Source organism: Variovorax durovernensis, from assembly GCF_977011995.1.
Genome location: NZ_CDRNCW010000001.1, coordinates 1,028,344 through 1,051,329 on the forward strand (window position 1 = coordinate 1,028,344; position 22,986 = coordinate 1,051,329).

General features: G+C 68.7%; 16 protein-coding genes. 7 read left to right on the top strand and 9 right to left on the bottom strand.

Annotated features, from left to right (window positions below):
- The first annotated feature begins 63 nt into the window (after positions 1-63).
- Complete coding sequence (uvrA, locus tag ACWV14_RS04780; RefSeq protein ID WP_454907825.1) at positions 64-5,916, top strand: excinuclease ABC subunit UvrA; 5,853 nt, start codon at positions 64-66, stop codon at positions 5,914-5,916.
- A gap of 40 nt (positions 5,917-5,956) precedes the next feature.
- Here uvrA and ACWV14_RS04785 read toward each other — a convergent pair whose 3' ends face one another.
- From ACWV14_RS04785 to gabT, 7 genes are all read right to left on the bottom strand, one after another.
- Complete coding sequence (locus tag ACWV14_RS04785; RefSeq protein WP_454906335.1) at positions 5,957-7,435, bottom strand: NAD-dependent succinate-semialdehyde dehydrogenase; 1,479 nt, start codon at positions 7,433-7,435, stop codon at positions 5,957-5,959.
- 50 nt (positions 7,436-7,485) lie between these two features.
- Positions 7,486-8,445, bottom strand: coding sequence for an agmatinase (gene speB / locus ACWV14_RS04790; RefSeq protein ID WP_454906333.1), 960 nt, complete (start codon positions 8,443-8,445; stop codon positions 7,486-7,488).
- Positions 8,446-8,456: 11 nt separating this feature from the next.
- Entirely contained in the window at positions 8,457-9,275 is an 819-nt protein-coding gene (locus tag ACWV14_RS04795) for an ABC transporter permease (RefSeq protein ID WP_258352781.1), read from the bottom strand.
- 22 nt (positions 9,276-9,297) lie between these two features.
- Positions 9,298-10,554: an ABC transporter permease gene (locus tag ACWV14_RS04800; protein WP_454906330.1), complete on the bottom strand. Its 1,257-nt coding sequence runs from the start codon at positions 10,552-10,554 to the stop codon at positions 9,298-9,300.
- A 30-nt stretch (positions 10,555-10,584) separates the two neighbouring features.
- A complete protein-coding gene (locus ACWV14_RS04805; protein WP_454906328.1) occupies positions 10,585-11,613 on the bottom strand; it encodes an ABC transporter substrate-binding protein in 1,029 nt (342 codons plus the stop codon).
- A 61-nt stretch (positions 11,614-11,674) separates the two neighbouring features.
- On the bottom strand, positions 11,675-12,772 hold the full coding sequence (locus ACWV14_RS04810) for an ABC transporter ATP-binding protein (RefSeq protein ID WP_454906326.1): 1,098 nt from the start codon (positions 12,770-12,772) through the stop codon (positions 11,675-11,677).
- A gap of 27 nt (positions 12,773-12,799) precedes the next feature.
- The gene (gene gabT / locus ACWV14_RS04815) at positions 12,800-14,092 is read right to left on the bottom strand and encodes a 4-aminobutyrate--2-oxoglutarate transaminase (protein ID WP_454906325.1); all 1,293 of its coding nucleotides are present in this window, start codon (positions 14,090-14,092) and stop codon (positions 12,800-12,802) included.
- Between the two features lie 171 nt (positions 14,093-14,263).
- On the opposite strand from gabT, the gene ACWV14_RS04820 reads away from it, so the two are divergent.
- The 4 genes from ACWV14_RS04820 to ACWV14_RS04835 all read left to right on the top strand — a co-directional run bounded on the left by ACWV14_RS04820 (position 14,264) and on the right by ACWV14_RS04835 (position 19,075).
- Positions 14,264-15,673, top strand: coding sequence for an aminotransferase-like domain-containing protein (locus ACWV14_RS04820; protein WP_454906323.1), 1,410 nt, complete (start codon positions 14,264-14,266; stop codon positions 15,671-15,673).
- Between the two features lie 148 nt (positions 15,674-15,821).
- On the top strand, positions 15,822-16,871 hold the full coding sequence (locus ACWV14_RS04825) for an ornithine cyclodeaminase (protein ID WP_454906321.1): 1,050 nt from the start codon (positions 15,822-15,824) through the stop codon (positions 16,869-16,871).
- A 40-nt stretch (positions 16,872-16,911) separates the two neighbouring features.
- Positions 16,912-17,952 (top strand): histone deacetylase family protein, encoded by a 1,041-nt coding sequence (locus tag ACWV14_RS04830; RefSeq protein WP_454906319.1) that lies wholly within the window; start codon positions 16,912-16,914, stop codon positions 17,950-17,952.
- 139 nt (positions 17,953-18,091) lie between these two features.
- Positions 18,092-19,075, top strand: coding sequence for a Bug family tripartite tricarboxylate transporter substrate binding protein (locus ACWV14_RS04835; RefSeq protein ID WP_454906317.1), 984 nt, complete (start codon positions 18,092-18,094; stop codon positions 19,073-19,075).
- Here ACWV14_RS04835 and ACWV14_RS04840 read toward each other — a convergent pair.
- Complete coding sequence (locus ACWV14_RS04840) at positions 19,062-19,631, bottom strand: TetR/AcrR family transcriptional regulator (protein WP_454906315.1); 570 nt, start codon at positions 19,629-19,631, stop codon at positions 19,062-19,064. The genes ACWV14_RS04835 and ACWV14_RS04840 overlap by 14 nt on opposite strands.
- 88 nt (positions 19,632-19,719) lie before the next feature.
- Here ACWV14_RS04840 and ACWV14_RS04845 point away from each other — a divergent pair, with 88 nt between their 5' ends.
- Entirely contained in the window at positions 19,720-20,970 is a 1,251-nt protein-coding gene (locus ACWV14_RS04845; protein ID WP_454906313.1) for an MFS transporter, read from the top strand.
- A gap of 19 nt (positions 20,971-20,989) precedes the next feature.
- Here ACWV14_RS04845 and ACWV14_RS04850 read toward each other — a convergent pair whose 3' ends face one another.
- The gene (locus ACWV14_RS04850; RefSeq protein WP_454906311.1) at positions 20,990-21,823 is read right to left on the bottom strand and encodes an HAD-IIB family hydrolase; all 834 of its coding nucleotides are present in this window, start codon (positions 21,821-21,823) and stop codon (positions 20,990-20,992) included.
- Between the two features lie 107 nt (positions 21,824-21,930).
- On the opposite strand from ACWV14_RS04850, the gene ACWV14_RS04855 reads away from it, so the two are divergent.
- On the top strand, positions 21,931-22,926 hold the full coding sequence (locus tag ACWV14_RS04855) for an ABC transporter ATP-binding protein (protein WP_454906309.1): 996 nt from the start codon (positions 21,931-21,933) through the stop codon (positions 22,924-22,926).
- The last annotated feature ends 60 nt before the right edge of the window (positions 22,927-22,986 follow it).

A 22,986-nucleotide genomic window follows, 5' to 3' on the forward strand; every position in this document is an offset into this window, starting at 1 on the left:
CCTACTGCGCAAACCCGTCATGGACCACTCCCTAGAATGTTTGCCCCACCCCTCAAGGCATTCATGACACAGGGCTCCATCCGGATTCGCGGCGCGCGCCAGCACAATCTCCAGAACCTCGACCTCGACATCCGCACCGGCGAAATGACCGTGGTCACCGGGCCGAGCGGCTCGGGCAAGTCGAGCCTCGTGTTCGACACCCTCTATGCCGAAGGACAGCGGCGCTACGTGGAGACTTTCTCCGCCTACGCGCGCCAGTTCCTGGATCGCATGGACAAGCCGGCGGTCGACAAGGTGGAGGGCGTGCCGCCCGCCATCGCCATCGACCAGACCAACCCGGTGCGCTCCTCGCGTTCCACGGTCGGCACCATGACCGAGCTGAACGACCACCTGAAGCTGTTGTTCGCGCGCGCGGCCAACCTGTTCGACCGCGAGACCGCGCTGCCGGTGCGGCACGACTCGCCAGACAGCATCTATGCGCAGATCGTCGAGCGCGCGGCCGCCGCGGGTGACCCACGTCTGGTCGTCACCTTCCCGGTCGAGCTGCCCGCGAGCACCACGGCAGAGGAAGTCACGCAGTGGCTGTCGGCCAGCGGCTTCACGCGTGTGCAGGCTGAGCGCGAGGTGGCCACGCCCACCGGCCCGCGCAAGGTGCTCGACGTGGTGGCGGACCGGTTCCGCGCCTCGAGCGCCGAGCGTTCGCGCGTGGTGGAGGCCATCGAGGTCGCGCTCAAGCGCGGCAGCGGGCGCGTCACCGTGCATGCCACGGGAGCCGAGGAAAACGCTGCAACCGACGTGTGGAAGTTTTCGACCGGCCTGCACTGCCCCGAGAGCGACATCCGCTACGCCGACCCGATCCCGTCGATGTTCTCGTTCAACTCGGCCGTGGGCGCCTGCGACACCTGCCGCGGCTTCGGCCGCGTGATCGGCGTCGACCTGGGGCTGGTGATTCCGAACGACAAGCTCACGCTGCGCGCCGGCGCCATCAAGACCATCCAGACGCCCGCCTGGAAAGAAGCGCAGGACGACCTCATGCGCCATGCCGAGACGGCAGGCATTCCGCGCGACACGCCCTGGAACAAGCTCACCGACGAGCAGAAGCACTGGGTGATCGAGGGCACGCCCAACTACAAGGAAGGCAACTGGAACAAGCAGTGGTACGGCGTGCGCCGCTTCTTCGCCTACCTGGAGAGCAAGGCCTACAAGATGCACATCCGCGTGCTCTTGTCCAAGTACCGCAGCTACACGCAATGCCCGACCTGCAGCGGCGCGCGGCTGAAGCTCGACAGCCTCATCTGGCGCATCGGCAGCAAGGAAGACGCCGACGCGGTGCTGCCGCCCGAGAAGCGCTTCATGCCGACCGGCGCGAAGTGGACCCGCGCGCAGCTGGAGGCGCTGCCGGGGCTGTGCCTGCATGACCTGATGCTGCTGCCTATCGAGAGGCTGCGGAGGTTCTTCGACCGCATGGGCCAGGGAATGGCTCCCTCCCCCTCCGGGGGAGGGCAGGGGTGGGGGCAGGCGGCGCTAGCAAGCCCGGCTGCCTCGAATGAGGCCGAGAGCCCCCATCCCAACCTTCCCCCAGCGGGGGAAGGTGCAAGACAGGGCGAGGCCCAGGCGCTGAAGCTGCTGTTCGAAGAAATCACCACCCGCCTGCGCTACCTCCACGACGTCGGCATCGGCTACCTCACGCTGGACCGCCAGAGCCGCACGCTCTCCGGCGGCGAAGTGCAGCGCATCAACCTCACCACCGCGCTCGGCACTTCGCTGGTCAACACGCTCTTCGTGCTCGACGAGCCCAGCATCGGCCTGCACCCGCGCGACATGAACCGCATCACCGAAGCCATGCTGCGCCTGCGCGACGCGGGCAACACGCTGGTGGTGGTGGAGCACGACCCGGCCGTGATGCTGGCCGCCGACCGCGTGATCGACATGGGCCCCGGCCCCGGCGCGCGCGGCGGGCAGATCGTGTTCGACGGCACCACCGACCAGCTGCGCGACGCCGACACGCTCACCGGCCAGTACCTCGGCGGGCGCAAGAAGATCGGCATGGGCTTCAAGCGGCTGGTGAGCGAGAACACGCACCGGCTCATCCTCGAAGGCGTGCGCGAGCACAACCTGAAGAACGTGACGGTCGAGTTCCCGCTGGCGCGGCTGGTGTGCGTTACCGGCGTCAGCGGCTCGGGCAAGTCGACGCTGATCCAGGACGTGCTGGCGCCCGCGCTCATGCGCCACTTCGGCAAGGCCACGGAAACGCCCGGCGCGCACGACCGCATGCTCGGCGCCGATCACCTCGGCGACGTGGTGTTCGTCGACCAGTCGCCCATCGGCAAGACCGCGCGTTCCAACCCCGCGAGCTACGTGGGCGCGTGGGACGCCATCCGCGAAATCTTCGCCACCGCGGCGCTCTCGCGCCAGCGCGGCTACACCGCGAGCAAGTTCAGCTTCAACTCCGGCGACGGGCGCTGCCCGACCTGCGGCGGCTCGGGCTTCGAGCACGTCGAGATGCAGTTCCTGTCCGACGTGTACCTGCGCTGCCCCGACTGCGACGGCAAGCGCTACCGCCCCGAGATCCTCGAAGTGCGCGTGGAGCGCAAGGGCAAGAGCTACAACGTGGCCGACGTGCTCGACCTCACCGTGGCCGAGGCGGCGGCGGTGTTCGAGGCCGACCGCGACGTGCTGCGCGTGCTGCAGCCGATTTCCGACGTGGGCCTGGACTACGTCAAGCTCGGCCAGCCCGTGCCCACGCTGAGCGGTGGCGAGGCGCAGCGCCTGAAGCTCGCCGGCTTCCTGGCCGAGGCCGCGAAGAACGCGACCGCGAGCAAGCAGTCGGTGGCGCGCAAGGGCACGCTGTTCCTGTTCGACGAGCCGACCACCGGCCTGCACTTCGACGACATCGCGCGGCTGATGCGCGCGCTGCGCAAGCTGCTGGACGCGGGGCATTCGCTGATCGTGATCGAGCACAACCTCGACGTGATCCGCGCGAGCGACTGGCTCATCGACCTCGGCCCCGAAGGCGGCGAAGGCGGCGGCCAGGTGGTGGCCGAAGGCACGCCCGAGCAGCTGCGCGAGAACCGCGCATCGCTCACCGGCGCCGCGCTGGCCGACTACGAACTGGCCATCGGCCCCGATGCCTACAAGGTGGCCGAGCGCGCCGCGCGCCGCTACATCGCCAACGCGAAGACGGCGCCGGGCAGCAACGCCATCGAGATCGTCAACGCGCGCGAGCACAACCTGAAGAACCTGAGCGTGGACATTCCGCGCGGCAAGTTCAGCGTGGTGACCGGCGTGAGCGGATCGGGCAAGTCGACGCTCGCGTTCGACATTCTTTTCAACGAAGGGCAGCGCCGGTACCTCGAATCGCTCAACGCCTATGCGCGCAGCATCGTGCAGCCCGCGGGCCGGCCCGAGGTGGACGCGGTGTACGGCATTCCACCGACCGTGGCCATCGAGCAGCGCCTGTCGCGCGGCGGCCGCAAGAGCACGGTGGGCACCACCACCGAGGTGTGGCACTTCCTGCGGCTGCTGTACGTGAAGCTGGGCATCCAGCACTGCATTCACGACGGCGCCGCCGTGCAGCCGCAGACGCCCGACAGCATCGCCGCGCAGCTGATGCGCAACTTCAAGGGCCAGCACATCGGCCTGCTCGCGCCGCTGGTGAGCAACCGCAAGGGCGTGTACACCGAGCTGGCCGACTGGGCCCGCCCGCGCGGCTTCACGCACCTGCGCGTGGACGGCGACTTCCTGCCGACCACCGGCTTCCCGCGCATCGACCGCTTCAAGGAGCACAGCATCGAGCTGCCGGTGGCCAGCCTCGACGTGCTGCCCTCGAAGGAGACCGAGCTGCGCGAGGCGCTGACCAGGGCGCTCGAACACGGCAAGGGCGTGGTGCATGTGCTGAGCGAACTCGACGGCCTGCGCGCCGCGATGATGGCGGGCGTGTCCGCCGTGGGCATCGGCCGCGTGAACGTGTTCTCCACGCTGCGTGCCTGCCCGGTGTGCAGCACCAGCTATGCCGAACTCGATCCGCGCCTGTTCAGCTACAACAGCAAGCACGGCTGGTGCCCCGATTGCGTGGGCACCGGTGTCAAGCTCAGCAAGGACCAGCGCAAGGTGTTCGACGACTCCGTGCGCGACGACGACAACAAGGGCCGCGAGCAGACCTTCGCCGAACCCGAGGTGGAAGACCTGGCCGACGTGGTCTGCCCGACCTGCGAGGGCACGCGCCTGAACGCCACGGCCCGCGCCGTGGGCTTCGGCACCGCGGCCGACGGCACGGGCGGCATCGGCATCACCGAGCTGGCACGCATGAGCGTGACCGAGGTGCGGCAGTGGTTCGAAGGGCTGGCGCTCACGGGCCGCGAAGCCGAGATCGCGCGCGACCTGGTGCCCGAGATCAAGAGCCGGCTCGAATTCCTCGAGGAAGTGGGCCTCGGCTACCTCACGCTCGACCGTGGCGCGCCAACGCTCTCCGGCGGCGAGGCGCAACGCATCCGCCTGGCGGCACAGCTCGGCAGCAACCTGCAGGGCGTGTGCTACGTGCTCGACGAGCCGACCATCGGCCTGCATGCGCGCGACAACCAGATCCTGCTGAACGCGCTGCACAAGCTGGGCGACAAGGGCAACACGCTGGTGGTGGTGGAGCACGACGAAGACACCATCCGCCGCGCCGACCACATCATCGACATCGGCCCGAGCGCGGGCAAGCGCGGCGGCCGGCTGGTGGCCGAAGGCTCGGTGGCCGACATCCAGAATGCCGGCGATTCGCAGACCGGCCGCTACCTGCGCGATGCCATCCGGCATCCGCTGCAGGCACGCCGGTCGATCCCCTCGCCCGACCCGAAGGCCGAGGAGAACGGCGAATGGCTCACCGTGCATGGCGCCGACCTGCACAACCTGCAGGACGTGACCGCCACGCTGCCGCTGCACCGCCTGGTGGTGGTCACCGGCGTCAGCGGCTCGGGCAAGTCGACGCTCGCGCGCGACGTGCTGCTGGCCAACGTGCAGGGCATCGTGGTGCAGCGCATGACCAAGGCGGGCCGCGACGCCGACGCTGCCGGCAAGCGCCCGGCGTGGGCCGGCTGCAAGAAGGTCGACGGCTACGAGACCATCGACCGCGTGCTCGAGGTCGACCAGACGCCCATCGGCAAGACGCCGCGCAGCTGCCCGGCCACCTACATCGGCTTCTGGGACACCATCCGCAAGCTGTTCGCCGACACGCTCGAAGCCAAGGCGCGCGGCTACGGCCCGGCGCGCTTCAGCTTCAACACCGGCGAAGGCCGCTGCCCGGGCTGCGAGGGCGCGGGCGTGCGCACCATCGAGATGAGCTTCCTGCCCGACGTGAAGGTGCCCTGCGAGGTCTGCCACGGCGCGCGCTTCAACCCCGAGACGCTGGCCGTGAGCTGGCGCGGCAAGAGCATCGGCGACGTGCTGAAGATGGAAGTCGACGAGGCCGTCGAGTTCTTCGCGAGCATGCCCAACATCGCCCATCCGCTGCAGCTGCTGAAGGACGTGGGCCTGGGCTACCTCACGCTGGGGCAGCCATCGCCCACGCTGTCGGGCGGCGAGGCGCAGCGCATCAAGCTGGTGACCGAACTCAGCAAGGTGCGCGACGACATCACCCGCCGCGGCCAGAAGCCGCCGCACACGCTGTACGTGCTCGACGAGCCGACCGTGGGCCTGCACATGGCCGACGTCGAGAAGCTGATCCACGTGCTGCACCGGCTGGTGAACGGCGGCCACAGCGTGGTGGTGATCGAGCACGACCTCGACCTGATCGCCGAGGCCGACTGGATCCTCGACCTCGGGCCCGAGGGCGGCAACGCGGGCGGGCGCATCGTCGCGGCGGCGCCGCCGGAAGATGTGGTGCGGCTGGGCACGCACACCGGCGTGGCCCTGGCGCCAGTGCTGGCGCGATAGGACCGGGCGGGGGCTCGCCCCCGCTCCCCTCCTGCTCCTCTTACTTCTGGATGTCGCCCAGGCAGAGGTACTTGATCTCCACGTAGTCGTCCATGCCGTGGTGCGAGCCTTCGCGTCCCAGGCCCGACTGCTTCACGCCGCCGAAGGGCACGTGCTCGGTGGCGATCACGCCGGCGTTGATGCCGACCATGCCGTATTCCAGCGCTTCCGCCACGCGGAAGATCCGGCCCACGTCGCGCGTGTAGAAGTAGCTCGCCAGGCCGAACTCGGTGTTGTTCGCTGCGTCGATGCCGTCCTGCTCGGTCTTGAAGCGGAACACGGGCGCGAAGGGGCCAAAGGTTTCTTCGCGTGCGCACAGCATGTCGGGGGTGGCTTCGGAAATCACGGTCGGCTCGAAGAACTGGCCCTGCATCCTGTGGCCGCCCGCCAGCACCTTGCCACCCTTGGCAATGGCGTCGGCCACATGGCGCTGCACCTTGTCGATGGCCGCATCCTCGATCAGCGGGCCCTGCACCACGCCGTCGTCAAAACCGTTGCCGACCTTGAGTGCCTTGACCTTGGCCGCGAACTTCTCGACGAAGGCGTCATAGATGCCCTCCTGCACATACAGCCGGTTCGCGCACACGCAGGTCTGGCCGGCGTTGCGGTACTTGCTCGCGATCGCGCCTTCGACCGCCGAATCCACATCCGCATCGTCGAACACCAGGAAGGGCGCGTTGCCGCCCAGCTCCAGCGACAGCTTCTTGACCGTCGGCGCGCACTGGCTCATCAGGATGCGGCCCACCTCGGTGGAGCCGGTGAAGCTCAGGTGGCGCACGATGTCGCTCTCGCACAGCTCCTTGCCGATCGCGATGCTGTTCCGGCTGTCGGCCGTAAGCACGTTGAGCACGCCCGCCGGAATGCCGGCCCGCACGGCCAGCTCCGCGGCGGCCAGCGCGGTCAATGGCGTGAGCTCGGCCGGCTTGATGACCACCGTGCAGCCCGCGGCCAGTGCCGGCGCCACCTTGCGGGTGATCATGGCCAGCGGAAAATTCCACGGCGTGATCGCCGCGCACACGCCGATGGGCTGCTTCATCACCAGCAGGCGGCGGTTGTTGTCGAACTGCGGCAGCACCTCGCCGTTCACGCGCTTGGCTTCTTCCGCAAACCACTCGATGAAGCTCGCGCCGTAGGCGACCTCGCCCTTGGCCTCGGCAAAGGGCTTGCCCTGCTCGGCGGTCATCAGGCGGCCCAGGTCTTCGGTATTGGCGATCAGCAGGTCGAACCACTTGCGCAGCACGATGCTGCGCTCCTTGCCCGTCTTGCCGCGCCAGGCGGCGAGCGCCTTGTTGGCGGCAGCAATGGCGTGCGCGGCGTCCGCGCGCGTGAGGTTGGCCACGTCGACCAGCTTCCGGCCGGTGGCCGGGTCGTTCACGTCGAAGCGGCTCGCGCCCGCAATCCATTCGCCGGCGATCAGCGCATCGGTCTTGAGCAGGGTCGGGTCGTTCAGCAGGGCGAGGGGAGATGTCTTCGTGTCCATGGTGTCGTGTTGTCTCTAAGGAAATGAGTAGCCGGGGCAAGCACCCGGTGTCAGCGGAAAGGCACGCCCGGAAGCACGCAAAGCATTTCGTAAAGCAGATTGGCCCCGAGCAGCGCGGTGTTGCCGCTCGTGTCGTACGGCGGGCTGACCTCCACCAGGTCGGCGCCCACCACGTTCAGCCCGCGGCAGCCGCGCACGATCTCCAATGCCTGCGGCACTGTGAGTCCACCGATTTCCGGCGTGCCCGTGCCACCGGCGAACGAAGGATCGATGCCGTCGATGTCGAAGCTGATGTACACCGGATGCGCAGGCCCGACGCGCTCGCGCACCTGCGCCATCAGCGGCGCCAGCGACTGATACCAGACCTCGTGCGCCTGCACCACGGTGAAGCCCTGTTCGCGCGGCCAGTCGAAATCGTCCGCCGCATAGCCGGTGCCGCGCAGGCCGATCTGCCAGACCTTGTCGCAGGCCAGCAGGCCCTCTTCGACGGCGCGCCGGAATGGAGTGCCGTGCGCAATGCGCTCGCCGAACATGTCGTCGTTCACGTCCGCATGCGCATCCACATGCACCAGCGCGACCGGGCCATGCTTGCGCGCCACCGCGCGCAGGATCGGCAGCGCGATGGTGTGATCGCCGCCCAGCGTCAGCGGCGCGCAGCCGGCGGCCAGCACCGTGTCGTAGAAGTCCGAGATGATGCCCAGCGACTTGTCGAGGGAATAGGTGTTGATCGGCACGTCGCCCAGGTCGGCCACGTTCAGCTTGTCGAAAGGCGCCGCGCCGGTGGCCATGTTGTAGGGCCGCAGCAATGCTGACTCCGCACGGATCTGGCGCGGTCCGAAGCGCGCCCCCGGCCGGTTGGAAGTGCCGATGTCCAGCGGCACGCCGATGAACGCGGCGTCCAGCCCCTGCGGGGACGTTGCCGAGGGCAGCCGCATCATCGTGCCGGGGCCGGCGAAGCGCGGCATCGTGTTGCCGCCCAGCGGCTGGTTCGGTGTTGTGTTGGTGGGCATCGTGTGCGGGTTCAGCGCCGCCGGCCGCGCAGCCATTCGAGCGCAAGCAGCAGCGTGGTGGTGAAGATGATCAGCAGCGTCGCCACTGCGGCGATGGTGGGCGAGATGTTCTCGCGGATGCCGGTGAACATCTGGCGCGGCAGCGTGACCTGGTCCGGCCCCGCGAGGAACAGCGTGACCACCACTTCGTCGAACGAAGTGGCAAAGGCGAACAGCGCGCCCGAGATCACGCCCGGCGCAATCACCGGCAGCGTGACGCGCATGAAGGTCCTGAACGGCGTTTCGCCCAGGCTCAGCGATGCGCGCACCAGGTTCTGGTTGAAGCCGGCCAGCGTGGCGAGCACGGTGGTCAGAACGAAAGGCGCGCCCAGCGCCGCATGCACCACGATCAGCCCGAAGTAGGTGTCGGCCAGCCCGATGGGCGCGAAGTAGAGATACGTGGCCACGCCCACCACCACGATAGGCACCACCATCGGCGAGATCAGCACGCTCATGAGCAGGCCCTTGAAGGCGAAGCTCGTGCGCGACAACCCCACCGCCGCCAGCGTGCCCAGCACGGTGGCCAGCACCGTGGCGGCCGGCGCGACGATGAAGCTGTTGCGCGCCGCGCGCGCCCACTCGGGCGATTCGAAAAGATTGCGATACCACCGCAGCGACCAGCCGGGAATCGGGTAGGCCAGGAACGAACTGTCGGAGAACGACAGCGGAATCACCACCAGGATCGGCGCCAGCAGGAAGGCCAGCACCGCGACGCAGCCGGCGCGCACCAGCCACCAGCCGAGCTTGTCGGCGAAGGTGGCATAGGCCGGGAATTGGGGAAGCTTCAGCATGCTTGTCTGTCTTTCTTGCGGCTCAACCTAGGCTCAGCTCGGCCTTGCCGATGCGGCGGTACACGGCGTACAGAATCAGCGTGGCGACCAGCAGCACGGAGCCCAGCGCGCACGCCATGCCCCAGTTGATTTCGACGTTGGTGTAGCGCGCGATGTAGTAGCTCAGCATCTGGTCGTCCGCGCCGCCGAGCAGCGCCGGCGTCACGTAGTAGCCGATGGCCAGGATGAAGACCAGCAGCGCGCCGGCGCCGATGCCCGGGTAGGTCTGCGGCACGTACACGCGGAAGAAGGCCGCCAGCGGCGAGCTGCCCAGCGAGACGGCCGCGCGCAGGTAGGTGGGCGGCACGCTCTTCATGACGCTGTACAGCGGCAGGATCATGAAGGGCAGCAGGATGTGCACCATCGCGATGATCACGCCGGTGCGGTTGAACAGCAGCGCCAGCGGATGGTCGATCAGGCCGATGCCCATGAGGCCCCGGTTGACCAGCCCCTCGGACTGCAGCAGCACGATCCAGGCCGCCACGCGCACCAGAATGGAAGTCCAGAACGGCACCAGCACCAGGATCATCAGCACGTTGGCCTTGCGCGCAGGCAGCGTCGACAGCCACCACGCCAGCGGATAGGCCAGCAGCAGGCAGAAGAAGGTGACCACGGCGCTGATCTCGAAGGTGCGCAGCAGGATGCCGGCAAAGGCACGCTGGTCGGCGGGCATGCGCTCGACCTCGCCGGCCACGTCGCGCCGCAGATCGACCGAGGCGAGCAGGTAGTCGGGCGTCCAGCGCGAGCCGTTCTTGGCAATCGCCTGCCAGTACGGCGCCTCGCCCCAGCGCGGGTCGAGCTCCAGCATGCGCGCCTTGACCTCTTCCGGCGTGCCCGCGATCGGCAATGCGCGGAAGGTGCCCATCACCAGCGAGCGGGCGCCGGCGATCTCGGTGTTGAGGCGGCGCGCCAGGGCGCCCGCGTCGGAGCTGTCGGGCAGTTGCCCGAGATCGGCCGCGATGGCTGCAAAGGCCGCCGGCGCGGGCGCCTCCTTGCGGTTCCAGCCGTCGAGCGCGCGCACGGTGCGCGGCAGCGCGTTGGCCACTTCGGGGTTTTCCACCGCGCGCTGCAGCAGCGCCACGATGGGCACCAGCAGCGTCAGCAGCAGAAACACCAGCAGCGGCACCGTGAGCGCAAACGCGCGCCACTTTCGGCGGGCTTCGGCGCGTGCCAGCGCGCGCCGCAGTTCGCCAGGCGGCGCTTCTGCTGAAACCAGGGGGACAGACGTTGCCGCGTGCATGGACTCTTTCGCGCTCGCTCGTTTGCCTGTTTACTGCGTGGCCCAGGATGCGAAGCGCTTCTCGAGCGCCTCGCCCTGGTCGGCCCAGAAGCCGACGTTGAACTGCAGCGCATCCTTGGCGTTGGTCGACGAGGTCGGCAGATCGGCCAGCACCTTGCTGCTGAGCGAAGCCAGCGCCTTGGTGTTGGTGGGGCCGTAGGCGATGTTCTGCGCATAGACAGCCTGGTTGGCCGGCTGCATCGCGAACTGGATGTACTTCAGCGAGGCCTCCTTGTTCGGTGCGCCCTTCGGGATCACCAGGTAGTCGAGGTCGTAGATGCCGCCCGGCCAGTAGATCTTGAGGTCGCGGCCTTCGCGGTTGGCCGCGTCGATGCGGCCGTTGTAGACGGTGGTCAGCACCACGTCGCCGGCCACCAGGAACTGCGGCGGCTGCGCGCCGGCTTCCCACCACTGGATGTTCGGCTTGAGTTCGGTGAGCTTCTTGAACGCGCGGTCTGCGCCTTCCTTGGTGCCGAGCACCTTGTAGACGTCGGCCGGCTTCACGCCGTCGGCCATGAGCGCGAACTCGAGGTTGTAGCGCGCGCCCTTGCGCATGCCGCGCTTGCCGGGGATCTTCTTCACGTCCCAGAAGTCGGCCCAGCTGCTGGGCGCGGTCTTGAGCTTCTCGCCGTTGTAGGCCATCACGGTCGACCACACGAACAGGCCCACGCCGCAGTCGGTGACCGCGGCCGGCAGGAAGTCGGCCTTGCTGCCGATCCTGGAATAGTCGAGCTTCTCGAACAGGCCCTCGTCGCAGCCGCGCGCCGCGTCGGGCGATTCGACCTCGACCACGTCCCAGGTGACCTTCTTCGTCTCGACCATGGCCTTGATCTTGGCCTGCTCGCCGTTGTATTCGACCGGAATGATCTTGGTGCCGGTCTTCTCGAAAGGCTCGTAGTAGGCCTTCTTCTGGGCATTGGCGTTGGCGCCACCGAAGTTGACCACGGTGAGCTGCTGCTGGGCGAAGGCCGGCAGCGCGAAGCTGGCGGCGACGGTGCAGGCGAGGAGTGTCTTTTTCATGGTGGAGGTCTTCCTGTGTGATGAAAGCAAAGAAAGGAAACGGGAGAACAACTGGCCGGGTTCAGGAGGCATAGATGCGCGCATGCGCCGTCGGAAACTCGAGCACCACCGCTTCGCCGGCCTGCGGCGCGCCGGCACCTTCGAGGCCGTTCAGCGGCAGCTTCACGGTGGCTTCGGCCTGGTCGCCGCCGACGCTGCACAAGAGCCGCAGGTGGTCGCCGAAGTAGATGACCCGCGCCACTTCGGCGGCGAGCATGTTGGCGCCCTGCGGCGCGGCCGACTGCCGGTGCAGCACCACCCGCTCGGGGCGGATGCAGGCTTCGACGGCCGCGCCCGCCGCGGCGCCGCTGACGTTGAGCCCATGCAGCACGCGGCCGTCGGGCAGCTTCATTTCTGCTTGCTCGCCGCCCCGGCCCAGCTGGCCCTTGAGCACCGTGTTGTCGCCGACGAAGCCCGCCACGAAGCGGTTGGAAGGCGTCTCGTACAGCCGGTCGACCGTGTCCAGCTGCTGGATCACGCCTTCGTTGAACACCGCCACGCGGTCGCTCATGGTGAGCGCCTCGCCCTGGTCGTGCGTCACGTAGACGAAGGTCACGCCCAGCTGGCGGTGCAGGTCCTTGAGCTCGAGCTGCATGTGCTCGCGCAGCTGCTTGTCCAGCGCGCCCAGCGGCTCGTCCATCAGCACCAGCTGGGGCTCGAACACCAGCGCGCGCGCCAGCGCCACGCGCTGCTGCTGGCCGCCCGAGAGCTGGCCGGGCAGGCGGTCGGTCATGCCGCGCAGCTGCACCATGTCGAGCGCGCGCTGCACGCGGCGCTGCTGCTCGTCCTTGGGCACCTTGCGCACCGTCAGCGGATAGGCCACGTTCTGGCCCACGCTCAGGTGCGGGAACAGCGCATAGTTCTGGAAGACCATGCCGAAGTTCCGCTTGTGCGGCGGCGTGCCGGTGATCTGCTTGCCGTCGAGCAGGATCTCGCCCGAGGTCGGCGACTCGAAGCCCGCCAGCATCATCAGCGTGGTGGTCTTGCCCGACCCCGAAGGCCCGAGCAGGCTCAGGAACTCGCCACGGTGAATGTCCAGGTCGAGCTGGCGCACCACCAGGTGTTCGCCGTCGTAGGTCTTCTGGACGCGCTGGAAGCGCACCAAGGGTTCTGCTGTCATGGAGGATTTCAGGAAAGGATCGGTCGATCAGCGCAGTGCGGCGAAGCTGTCCGCGAGAAGCGCCAGGCCTTCGTCCACAAGCAAGTCGGATGCCGTGAGCGGCACCAGTACGCGAATTACATTGCCGTAGGTGCCGCACGACAGCAGGATTAACCCGCGCCGCGCGGCCTCCGCGACCACTTTGCGGGTCAGCGCGGCATCGGGGCGCGACGTGTCGCCCTGCTCGAACAGCTCGATGGCCACCATGGCGCCGAGCCCGCGCACGTCGCCGATGGCCGGCACGTCGGCCGCGATGCGGCGCAGCCCGGCCGTGAGCCGCTCGCCCAGCGCCCGGCTGCGCGCCAGCAGTTGCTCGTCGTCGAACACTTTCAGCACCGCGAGCGCAGCGGCGCAGCCGATGGGGCTGCCGGCATAGGTGCCGCCCAGGCCGCCGGGCGCGGGGGCGTCCATCACCTCGGCGCGGCCCACCACGCCGGAGATGGGAAACCCGCCCGCCATCGACTTGGCGGTGGTGATCAGGTCGGGCGCCACGGGCCACTGCTCGCTGGCGAACCAGGTGCCGGTGCGGCCCGCGCCGGTCTGCACCTCGTCGGCAATGATCAGGATGCCGTGGCGGTCCGCCAGCGCGCGCAGGCCTTCGACGAAGTCGTTGGGCGCCACGTAGAAGCCGCCTTCGCCCTGCACCGGCTCCAGGATGAAGGCCGCCACGCGCTCGGGCTCGATGTCGTTCTTGAACAGCAGCTCGACCGAGTGCAGGGCATCGTCCACGCTCACGCCGTGCAGCGCGTTCGGGTACAGCGCATGGAACACCTCGCCGGGGAAGGGGCCGAAGCCGACCTTGTAGGGGGCCACCTTGCCGGTGAGGCCGAGCGTCATCATCGTGCGGCCGTGGTAGCCGCCGGTGAAAGCAATCACGCCGGGGCGCCGGGTGTGGGCGCGGGCGATCTTGACCGCGTTCTCCACCGCCTCGGCGCCGGTGCTCAGGAAGATCGATTTCTTCGCGAACGCGCCCGGCGCCAGTGCATTCAGGCGCTCGGCCAGCTCCACATAGGGCTCGTAGGCCACCACCTGGAAGCAGGTGTGCGAATAAAGATCTACCTGTGCCTTGACTGCGGCGCTGATCTCCGGGTGGCAGTGGCCGGTGTTGAGCACCGCGATGCCGCCAGCGAAGTCGATGTAGCGGCGGCCCTCGACGTCCCACAGTTCGGCGTTGGCGGCCCGGCTGACGAAGATTTCATGGGCCTGGCCGACGCCGCGGGCGACGGCCGCGCTGCGGCGGGCCATGAGGGCGGCGTTGCTGAGGTGGGGTTCGCGTTGCATGGTACGACCTGTGCTTTGGTGCAGTGAAGAAGGAATGCCGGCACTCTAGGTCGCGCGAATCGATCCAGCCATGTACACCGGAAGTGATCGCCGGAAAGACTGTACTGGTCTTGTATCCTGTACATACTTTCCTCAATATGGTGCAGGCCGGTCTGCCGGAGACACCCCCCGATGCTCATTCTTCGCCCCGAACAGCCGACGCCGCTGGTCAGCCAGATCGTTGAAGGGCTGCGCGGACTGATCGGCTCCCAGAAGCTCAAGGCCGACAGCAAGCTGCCGTCGATCCGCGCCTTTGCCGCGGCGCACGGCGTGAGTGTCTTCACGGTGGTCGAGGCCTACGACCGGCTGGTGGCGCAGGGCCTGCTGGTCTCGCGCGCCAATGCGGGCTTCTTCGTCAAGCGGCGCAGCGAAGACAGCGCCTCCGGCACCAACAGCGTGCCCCGCCCGGACCCCCGCTTCGACGCCCGCTGGTATCTGCAGCAGATCTTCGAGAACCGCAACCTCCCGCTCAAGCCCGGCTGCGGCTGGCTGCCACACGACTGGCTGTTCGAGGACGGCATGCGCCGCAGCCTGCGCCACCTGGCTTCCGAAGGCACCGACATCGGCGGCTACGGCCTGCCCTTCGGCCACATGGCGCTGCGCATGGCAACGGCCGAGGCGCTGTCGGAGCAGCAGATCGTGGTCGAGGCCGCCCAGGTGCTGCTGACCCAGGGCTCCAGCCAGGCGCTGGACCTGGTCGCGCGCCGCCTGCTGAAGCCGGGCGACTCGGTGCTGGTGGACGACCCGGGCTATCCGAACCTGATGTTCATGCTGCGCTTCCTGGGCGTGGAGATCATTGGTGTGCCGCGCACCCCTACGGGCTACGACATGCCCGCGCTCGAGGCGCTGCTCGCGGTGCACCGGCCCAAGGCCTTCTTCACCCAGCCCCGGCTGCAGAGCCCGACCTGCTCGATGGCCTCGCTGCCGCAACTGGTGCAACTGCTGCAACTAGCCCAGGCGCACGACTTCACGCTGGTGGAGAACGACATCTACGCCGAGATGGACGCATCGATGCGCCCCTCGCTCGCCAGCCTGGGGCAGTTGCGCCGCGTGGTCTACGTCAGCAGCTATTCGAAGACCATCTCGCCGAACATCCGCGTGGGCTATGTGGTCGCGCAGCCGGAGCTGCTCGAAGACCTGGCGCAGCTCAAGATGATCTCGGGCCTCACCTCGTCCGACATCACCGAGCGCCTGGCCTTCGGCACCGTGACCGACGGCCGCTGGCGCAAGCATCTCAAGGCCCTGCGCGATCGTCTCGCGCAGGCGCAAGGCAGCGTCGCGAGGCGGCTGGGTGGCCTGGGCTTCGAGCTGTTCCATGAAGCAGCGGCCGGCATGTACCTGTGGGCCCGGCACCCGGACATCGCCGACAGCTCCGAGCTCTCGCGGCGCGCCGCGGCAGAAGGAATCATGCTCGGCCCGGGCCAGCTGTTCCTGGTCAACCCGCATCCCACCGGCTGGCTGCGCTTCAACGTGGCCTTCAGCGAAGACGAGCGGCTCTGGCGCTTTCTTGAGCGCAACATCGAAGAGCACAGGCACGACTGAAGAGACGCCACCGACAGGGCTCGCAATGCCCTGCAAGCAGGCGCACAATGGCTTCAACCCTTGGCGCAGGCGCATCCTGAATCAGCCATGGTGGAGACCATGTGAAGGGGTGAAGCGCCGTGCCGTGGGCCACGCAAGGAGCCATGTCATGACCCGCTTCATCGATGTTCACAGCCTGGTCCGCCTGGTGGACGAGACCGGCGTTCCGCAATTCCTCGAGGCCCTGGCCGACGCATTGCGCGACGACTTCCTGCGGTGGCGAGAGTTCGACAAGAAAGCGCGCGTGGCCAGCCATTCGCACCTCGGCGTGATCGAGCTGATGCCGGTGGCCGACGACGGTGCCTATGCCTTCAAGTACGTCAACGGGCATCCCCACAACACGCAGGTCGGTCTGCCCACGGTCATGGCCTTCGGCGTGCTGGCCGAGGTCGACACGGGCTACCCCGTCCTGCTGTCGGAACTCACGCTCACCACCGCGCTGCGCACGGCCGCCACCTCGGCGATGGCCGCAAAGGCGCTGGCGCGGCCCGATTCGCGCAGCCTCGCGCTGATCGGCAACGGCTCGCAAAGCGAGTTCCAGGCGCTGGCCTTCCATGCGCTGCTGGGCATCGAGGAAGTGCGCGTGTTCGACACCGACCCGCACGCCACCGACAAGCTGGTGCGCCATCTCTCTGCCTGCACCCCGCTGGAGATCGTGCGCGCGCGCTCCGTGGCCGATGCCGTGCGCGGTGCCGACATCGTCACCACCGTCACCGCCTACCAGGGCCGCGCGACCGTGCTCACGCCCGACATGATCGAGCCCGGCATGCACATCAACGCCGTGGGCGGCGACTCGCCCGGCAAGACAGAGCTGCACCCCGACGTGCTGCGGCTCGCGCGCGTGTTCGTCGAGTACGAGCCGCAGACCCGCGTGGAGGGCGAGATCCAGCAGGTGGCGGCCGACTTCCCGGTGCACGAGCTGTGGCGCGTGCTGCTGGGCGAAGTGCCCGGCCGCGAGAGCCCGGGGCAGGTCACGCTGTTCGATTCGGTCGGCTTCGCGCTGGAGGACTACACCGCGCTGCGCTACATCCAGCGCATTGCCACCGAGCGCGGCATCGGCCAGCAGATCGCGCTGGTGCCCGAGCTGGACGACCCGAAGGACCTGTTCGGCCTCACGGCCTCGGGCCGGCGCCGGGCGGTGCTGCGGCGTGCGGCATGATGGGCGGCTTCACCACCGCAGATGCTGCCTTTCTTCATCCATGCTCACCATCTACAACGACCAGCACGTTCTTCATCAGGGCAAAGTCGAGATGTTCCGCGGCGAACTCGTGCCGTGCTTCGAGGTGCCCGCACGCGTCGACCATGTGAGGCATGAACTCGAGCGTCGTCAGCTCGGCACGCTGCAGGCGCCCGATGCGTTCGACGAAGCCTTGCTGGCCAGGGTGCATGCGCCGCGCTACCTGGACTTCATCGCGCATGCCTGGGACGAGTGGGTGGCGCTGGACCCCGCCAACGTGTCGCGCGATGCGCTGCCGTCGTACTGGCCCACGCGCGGCATGCGCACAGACGTGCTGCCGAAGAGCTTTCCGGCGCGCATGGGGCTGTTCTCGTTCGACTCCGGTACGCCGCTGATGGCCGGCAGCTGGGCGGCGGCGCGGCATGGTGCGGCCTGTGCGTGGACGGCTGCGCAGCGCGTCATCGGCGGCGAGCGCGCGGCCTTTGCCCTCACGCGACCGCCGGGCCACCATGCGGGCGCCGATTTCTTCGGCGGCTACTGCTTCATCAACAACGCCGCCGTCGCCGCGCAGGCACTGCGTGACGCGGGCGTCGAACGCGTGGCCGTGCTCGACGTGGACTACCACCACGGCAACGGCACGCAGGCCATCTTCTACGAGCGCGACGACGTGCATTTCGCCAGCCTGCACGGCGATCCGCTGACCGACTACCCCTACTACCTGGGCCATGCCGACGAGCGCGGCGCGGGCAGGGGCGAGGGCTTCAACCACAACCTGCCGCTGCCGCGCGGCACGGACTTCCCGACCTGGCGCGCGGCGCTGAAGACCGCGCTGGCCCGCATCGCCGAGGTGAAGGCCGGCGCGCTCGTGGTCTCGCTCGGCGTCGACACCTTCGAGGGCGACCCGATCTCCGGCTTCAAGCTGAAGAGCGACGACTACCTGCGCATGGGCGAGGACCTGGCGCGCGCCGGTCTGCCGACGGTGTTCGTGTTCGAGGGCGGCTATGCGGTGGCCGAGGTGGGCATCAACGCGGTGAACGTGCTCGAAGGCTTCGGGCAGGCATAGCCGCCGGCCGGCTGACGCGCAGGTGACTCGGATCGCCCGAATCACCCCTTGCCGGGCGGGAAATCAGGGCAGTCCCGATTGCCTTCGCGCACCGGGCGAGGCCCAATCGGCGCTTTTCCAAGTCAGGATCCAGTCAGCCATGCTCCGCCGCTCCACTTTCATTTGTGCCGCCTCTCTCGTTGCCGCGTGCGGCCTCGTCTCTCCCCTGGCGGCTTTCGCGCAGGGCTTTCCCACCAAGCCGGTCAAGCTGGTCATCGCCTTCCCGGCGGGCGGCCCGACCGACATCACCATGCGCCAGCTTGCCGACAACGCGAGCAAGATCCTCGGCCAGCCGGTGATCATCGACAACAAGCCCGGCGCCGGCGGCACCCTGCCCGCGCAGGCGCTGCAGACAGCGCAGCCCGACGGCTACACCGTCGCGCAGATCCCGCTGGGCGTGTTCCGCCTGGGCTACACCACCAAGATCAACTGGGATCCGCTGAAGGACATCACCTATGTGCTGAACGTCACCGGCTACGCCTTCGGCATCGTGGTGCCGGCCGACAGCCCCTTCAAGACCTGGGCCGACTTCGTCGCCTACGCCAAGGCCAACCCCGGCAAGCTCACCTACGGCTCCACCGGCACGCTCACCAGCCCGCACCTGACCACCGAAATCGTCGCGCAGAAGGCCGGCATCGAGCTGCAGCATGTGCCCTACAAGGGCAGCGCAGACCTGATGCTCGCGGTGGTCAGCGGCCAGCTGATGGCCGCCGCCGACAGCACCGGCTTCGCGCCGCAGGTCGAGGCCGGCAAGCTGCGCGTGCTCAACACCTGGGGCGACAAGCGCCTGGCCAAGTTCCCCGACGCGCCCACGCTGAAGGAACTGGGCTACGACGTGGTGCAGAACTCGCCCTTCGGCATCGGCGCACCCAAGGGCACGCCGCCCGAGGTGGTGAAGAAGCTGCACGACGCCTTCAAGCAGGCGATGGAAGAACCCAGCTACGTGGCCTCGCTGGGCCGCTACGACATGCTGCCGAACTACATGAGCTCGGCGACGTACACCAAGTTCGCGCAGGACACGGTGGTGCGGGAGAAGGCGGTGATCGAGAAGCTGGGGTTGGCGAAGGAAGTCAAGACGAACTGATCGCAAACAGCTCGTCCACCAGCCGCCCCGCCAGTTCCGGCTTTACCGGGTCGCCCCCGAACACCAGCCGGAACACGATCGGCGCAATCAGGTGATCGATCACCTGCTGCGGCTCCGGCGCGCGCTCGCCGCGTGCGCGCGCCTGCTCCACCAGCGCCAGCGCTTCCTTGCGGCGGTTGCGCAGGCAGTCGGTGTCCGAATCGCCGTTGGCCAGCGCGGCCGCGGCTTTCAGCAATGAGGTGTTGCACGGCTTGGCCAGGTGCTCGATGAGTTCGCGCGCCCAGGCTTCCAGGTCCTGGTGCAGGGTGCCGGTGTCCGGCAGGGGGCGGTTGGGGTCCAGCCGATGGGTGGCCGTTTCGGCCAGCAGCCCCTGCAGGTCGCCCCAGCGGCGGTAGATGCTCGACGCGCTGACGCCCGCGCGCTCCGCCACGGCCGGCACGGTGACGCGCTCGCGGCCCTGCTCGGCCACCAGTTCTTCCAGCGCGGTACGCACCTGCGCCTGCACCTGCGCGCTGCGGCCGCCGGGACGCTTGTTGGGGAGGGTGACGTCGTTCATGTTCGGACTTTAACGCAAAGATATTTGCTTTAGATGGTTCTCGAGTCTAGAATCACAAAAGCAAAAAAAGTTGCATTAAGGATTCGACATGCCGTCCACCTGCCCAGACCTCGCAGTTGCCACTGCCGACATCGCCGTCCGCGCCAAGCCCCGGCGGCTGCCGGGGAACGTGGCATTCCCGTTGCTGGCGGCCGTGCTGTTCGCCTTTTTCTTTGCAGCCAGCGCGCCGTCGCCGCTGTTCGTGGTGTTCCAGCACGCCTGGCATTTCTCGTCGTCGATGCTCACCGTGGCCTTCGCGATCTACGCGATCGCGCTGCTGATCTCTCTGTTGGTGGCGGGCTCGCTGTCCGACCACATCGGACGGCGGCCGGTGGTGCTCGGGGCGCTGGCGCTGCAGGCGGTGGCGATGGGGCTGTTCCTGCTGGCGCAGGACATCGGCGGGCTGATCGTCGCGCGCGTGGTGCAGGGCGTGGCCACGGGCGTTGCGAGCGGTGCACTGAGCGCGGCGGTGGTCGAGGCCGCGCCGGCATCGCGCAAGCGGCTGGGCGCGCTGATCACCAGCGTGTCGCCGATGGCCGGCCTTGCGCTCGGCGCGCTGCTGACGGGCATGGCGGTGAAGTTCTCGATCCAGCCCGTGGCGCTGGTGTTCGGCGTGCTGGCCGGGGTGTTCGCGCTCGGCGCGGCGGTGGTGATGTGGATGCCCGAGACGGTCACGCGCCGCCCCGGCGCCTGGGCTTCGCTGGTGCCGCGCGTGTCGATTCCTGCGCGGGCGCGTGCCGAGTTCGCGCGCGGCCTGCCGGTGTTCGTCGTGGTGTGGGCGCTCGGCGGGTTGTATCTCTCGCTGGCGCCGTCGCTGATGCTGCATGTGTTCGACGTCGACAACGGGGTGGTCAACGGGCTCACCGTGGCGGTGCTGTCGGGTGTAGGTGCGATCGCGCCGACGGTGCTGGGGCGCCTTGCCGCGCCGCGGCCCGCCATCGTCGGCATGGCCAGCATCGCGGTCGGGCTGGTGCTGCTGCTTGCGTCGCTGGCCACGCGCTCGCTCGCGCTGTTCTTCGTCGGCACCGCGGTCGCGGGCGTGGGCTTCGGCGGTGCGTTCTCGGCGCTGGTGCAGACGCTGGCGCCGCTGGCGCAGTCGCACGAGCGCGGCGAACTGTTCGCTGCCATCTTCGTGGTGAGCTATCTCGCGTTCAGCCTGCCGGCGATGCTGGCGGGCTTCCTCGTCAAGCCGCTCGGCCTGCTGGCCACGGTGGAAGGCTATGCCGCCGTGCTGCTGCTGATTGCCGCCTTCGGCGTCTGGAACTACTGGGCGGTGCTGCGGAAGGCGCCTGGGGCTTGATGAGCCCTTGCGCGGGTGGCTATGCGTGGCGCGCGGCCAGCACGGCGCGTGCCGCTTCGGCAAACCCCGTGCCGCGCTCCCCCTGCGTCACGTAGCGCGGCAGGTGCGCCAGCTGCGGCACGAAGCGCGCCACATTCGCCACGCCGATGCTGTGCGCGAAGGTGTGGAACATCAACTGGTCGTTGGTGGAATCGCCCACGTAGGCCCAGCGGTTCATTTCGTCGTCGAGCGTGCGGCTCCACAGCTCGCGCACGATCCAGCGCGCGCCTTCGAGCTTGTCGTTGTCGCCGTACCAGCCGTTGATGTGGATGCTGCTCACCGTGGCGTGCATGCCTTCGCCGCGCATCAGCGCCACCACCCGCGCGACGGTGGCGTCGTCGAGCTGGACGAACTCGCTGTGGTCGATGGCGATGTCGGTCTCGCGGCCCGGCGAGTCGGTGGCGCGCGCGGCGCCCGGGATCTCGCGCTCGATGCGCGCCAGCACGGCCTGCATGCGCGCGAAGTTGGCGGCGCGCGTGGCTGCATCCTGCTGGTAGCGCTTCTCGACCTCGCCGCCGTCGGCCGGCAGCAGCGCCACCGCGCCGTTCTCGGCCACGATGGCATCCACCGGCCAGGCATTGACGAAAGGCAGGCTCCAGCCCACCGGCCGGCCCGTGATGGCAACCACCGAGAGGCCCGCGGCCTTGAGGTCGGCCAGCGCCTGCAGGGCGTCCGGCGTGATCGCGCCCTCGCTGGTCAGCGTGTCGTCGATGTCCGTGAAGACGCCCACCAGCGCGCCGCGCGCCGATGCCTCCCAACGGGTCAGCGGCAGCAGGTGGTTCGGCGAAGCGGGCAGGGAAGACGGCGCGGACATGGCGTGCAAGAGAGGGCTGATGAGGATGAGGGGAGGCGTGATCGTAGCGGCGCTTTTCGTGTAGCATCCCGCCCCCGCCGCGCATCGGGCCCGGCGCGGCGCCCTTCATGCCTCACATCCTCGTCGACAACCTCCTCAAGACCTACCGCATCTCCGAGCGCGACCCCGGCGTGATGGGCGCGCTGCGCGGGCTCGTGCACCGCCGCCATCGCACGGTGGAGGCGCTGTCGGGCGTGTCGTTCTCGCTCGAGCGCGGCGAGCTGCTGGGCTTCATCGGGCCCAACGGCGCGGGCAAGTCGACCACCATCAAGATCCTCGCGGGCATCCTGCGGGCAGACGGCGGGCGCGTGGAGATCGACGGGCGCGACCCCTTCGCCGACCGCGAGCGGCACGTGGGACGCATCGGCGTGGTCTTCGGCCAGCGCACGCAGCTGTGGTGGGACCTGCCGGTGGGAGACGGCTTCGACCTGCTGCGCGACATCTACCGCGTGGACCCCGTGCGCTACCGCCGCACGCGCGACGAGCTGGTCGCGCTGCTGCACCTGGAACGCGTGCTCGACCAGCCGGTGCGGCAGCTGTCGCTGGGCCAGCGCATGCGCGCGGAGATCGCGGCGGCGCTGCTGCACGAGCCCGACATCCTGTTCCTCGACGAGCCGACCATCGGCCTCGACGCGCCGTCGAAGCTGGCGGTGCGCGACTTCGTGCGCCGCGCCAACAAGGAGCGCGGCACCACCGTGCTGCTGACCACGCACGACATGCATGACATCGAGGCGCTGGCGCAGCGCGTGATCATCATCGGCCACGGCCGCGTGCTGGCCGACAGCCCGGTCGAGGCGCTGCGCGCGCAGGTGATGGCCGAGCGCCGGCTGGTGGTCGACTTTGCGCAGGACGCGGCGCTGCCCGCACAGGTGGAAGGCGCCAGGGTGCATTCGCGCGACGGCCAGACGCTGGTGCTGGACTTCGACCCGGCGGTGACGACGGCGCCCGCGCTGATCGCCCGCATCGCGGCCGGGCATGCGGTGGAAGACATCCGCCTCGAAGGCCTGGCCATCGAGGCCGTCATCGCACGCTTCTACGCGATGCACGGAGCGGCCGAAGCGTGACGACGGCCCTGCGCGAACTCGCGCGCCCCTATGTCGCGGCATTCGCTTCGCGCTTCCTGC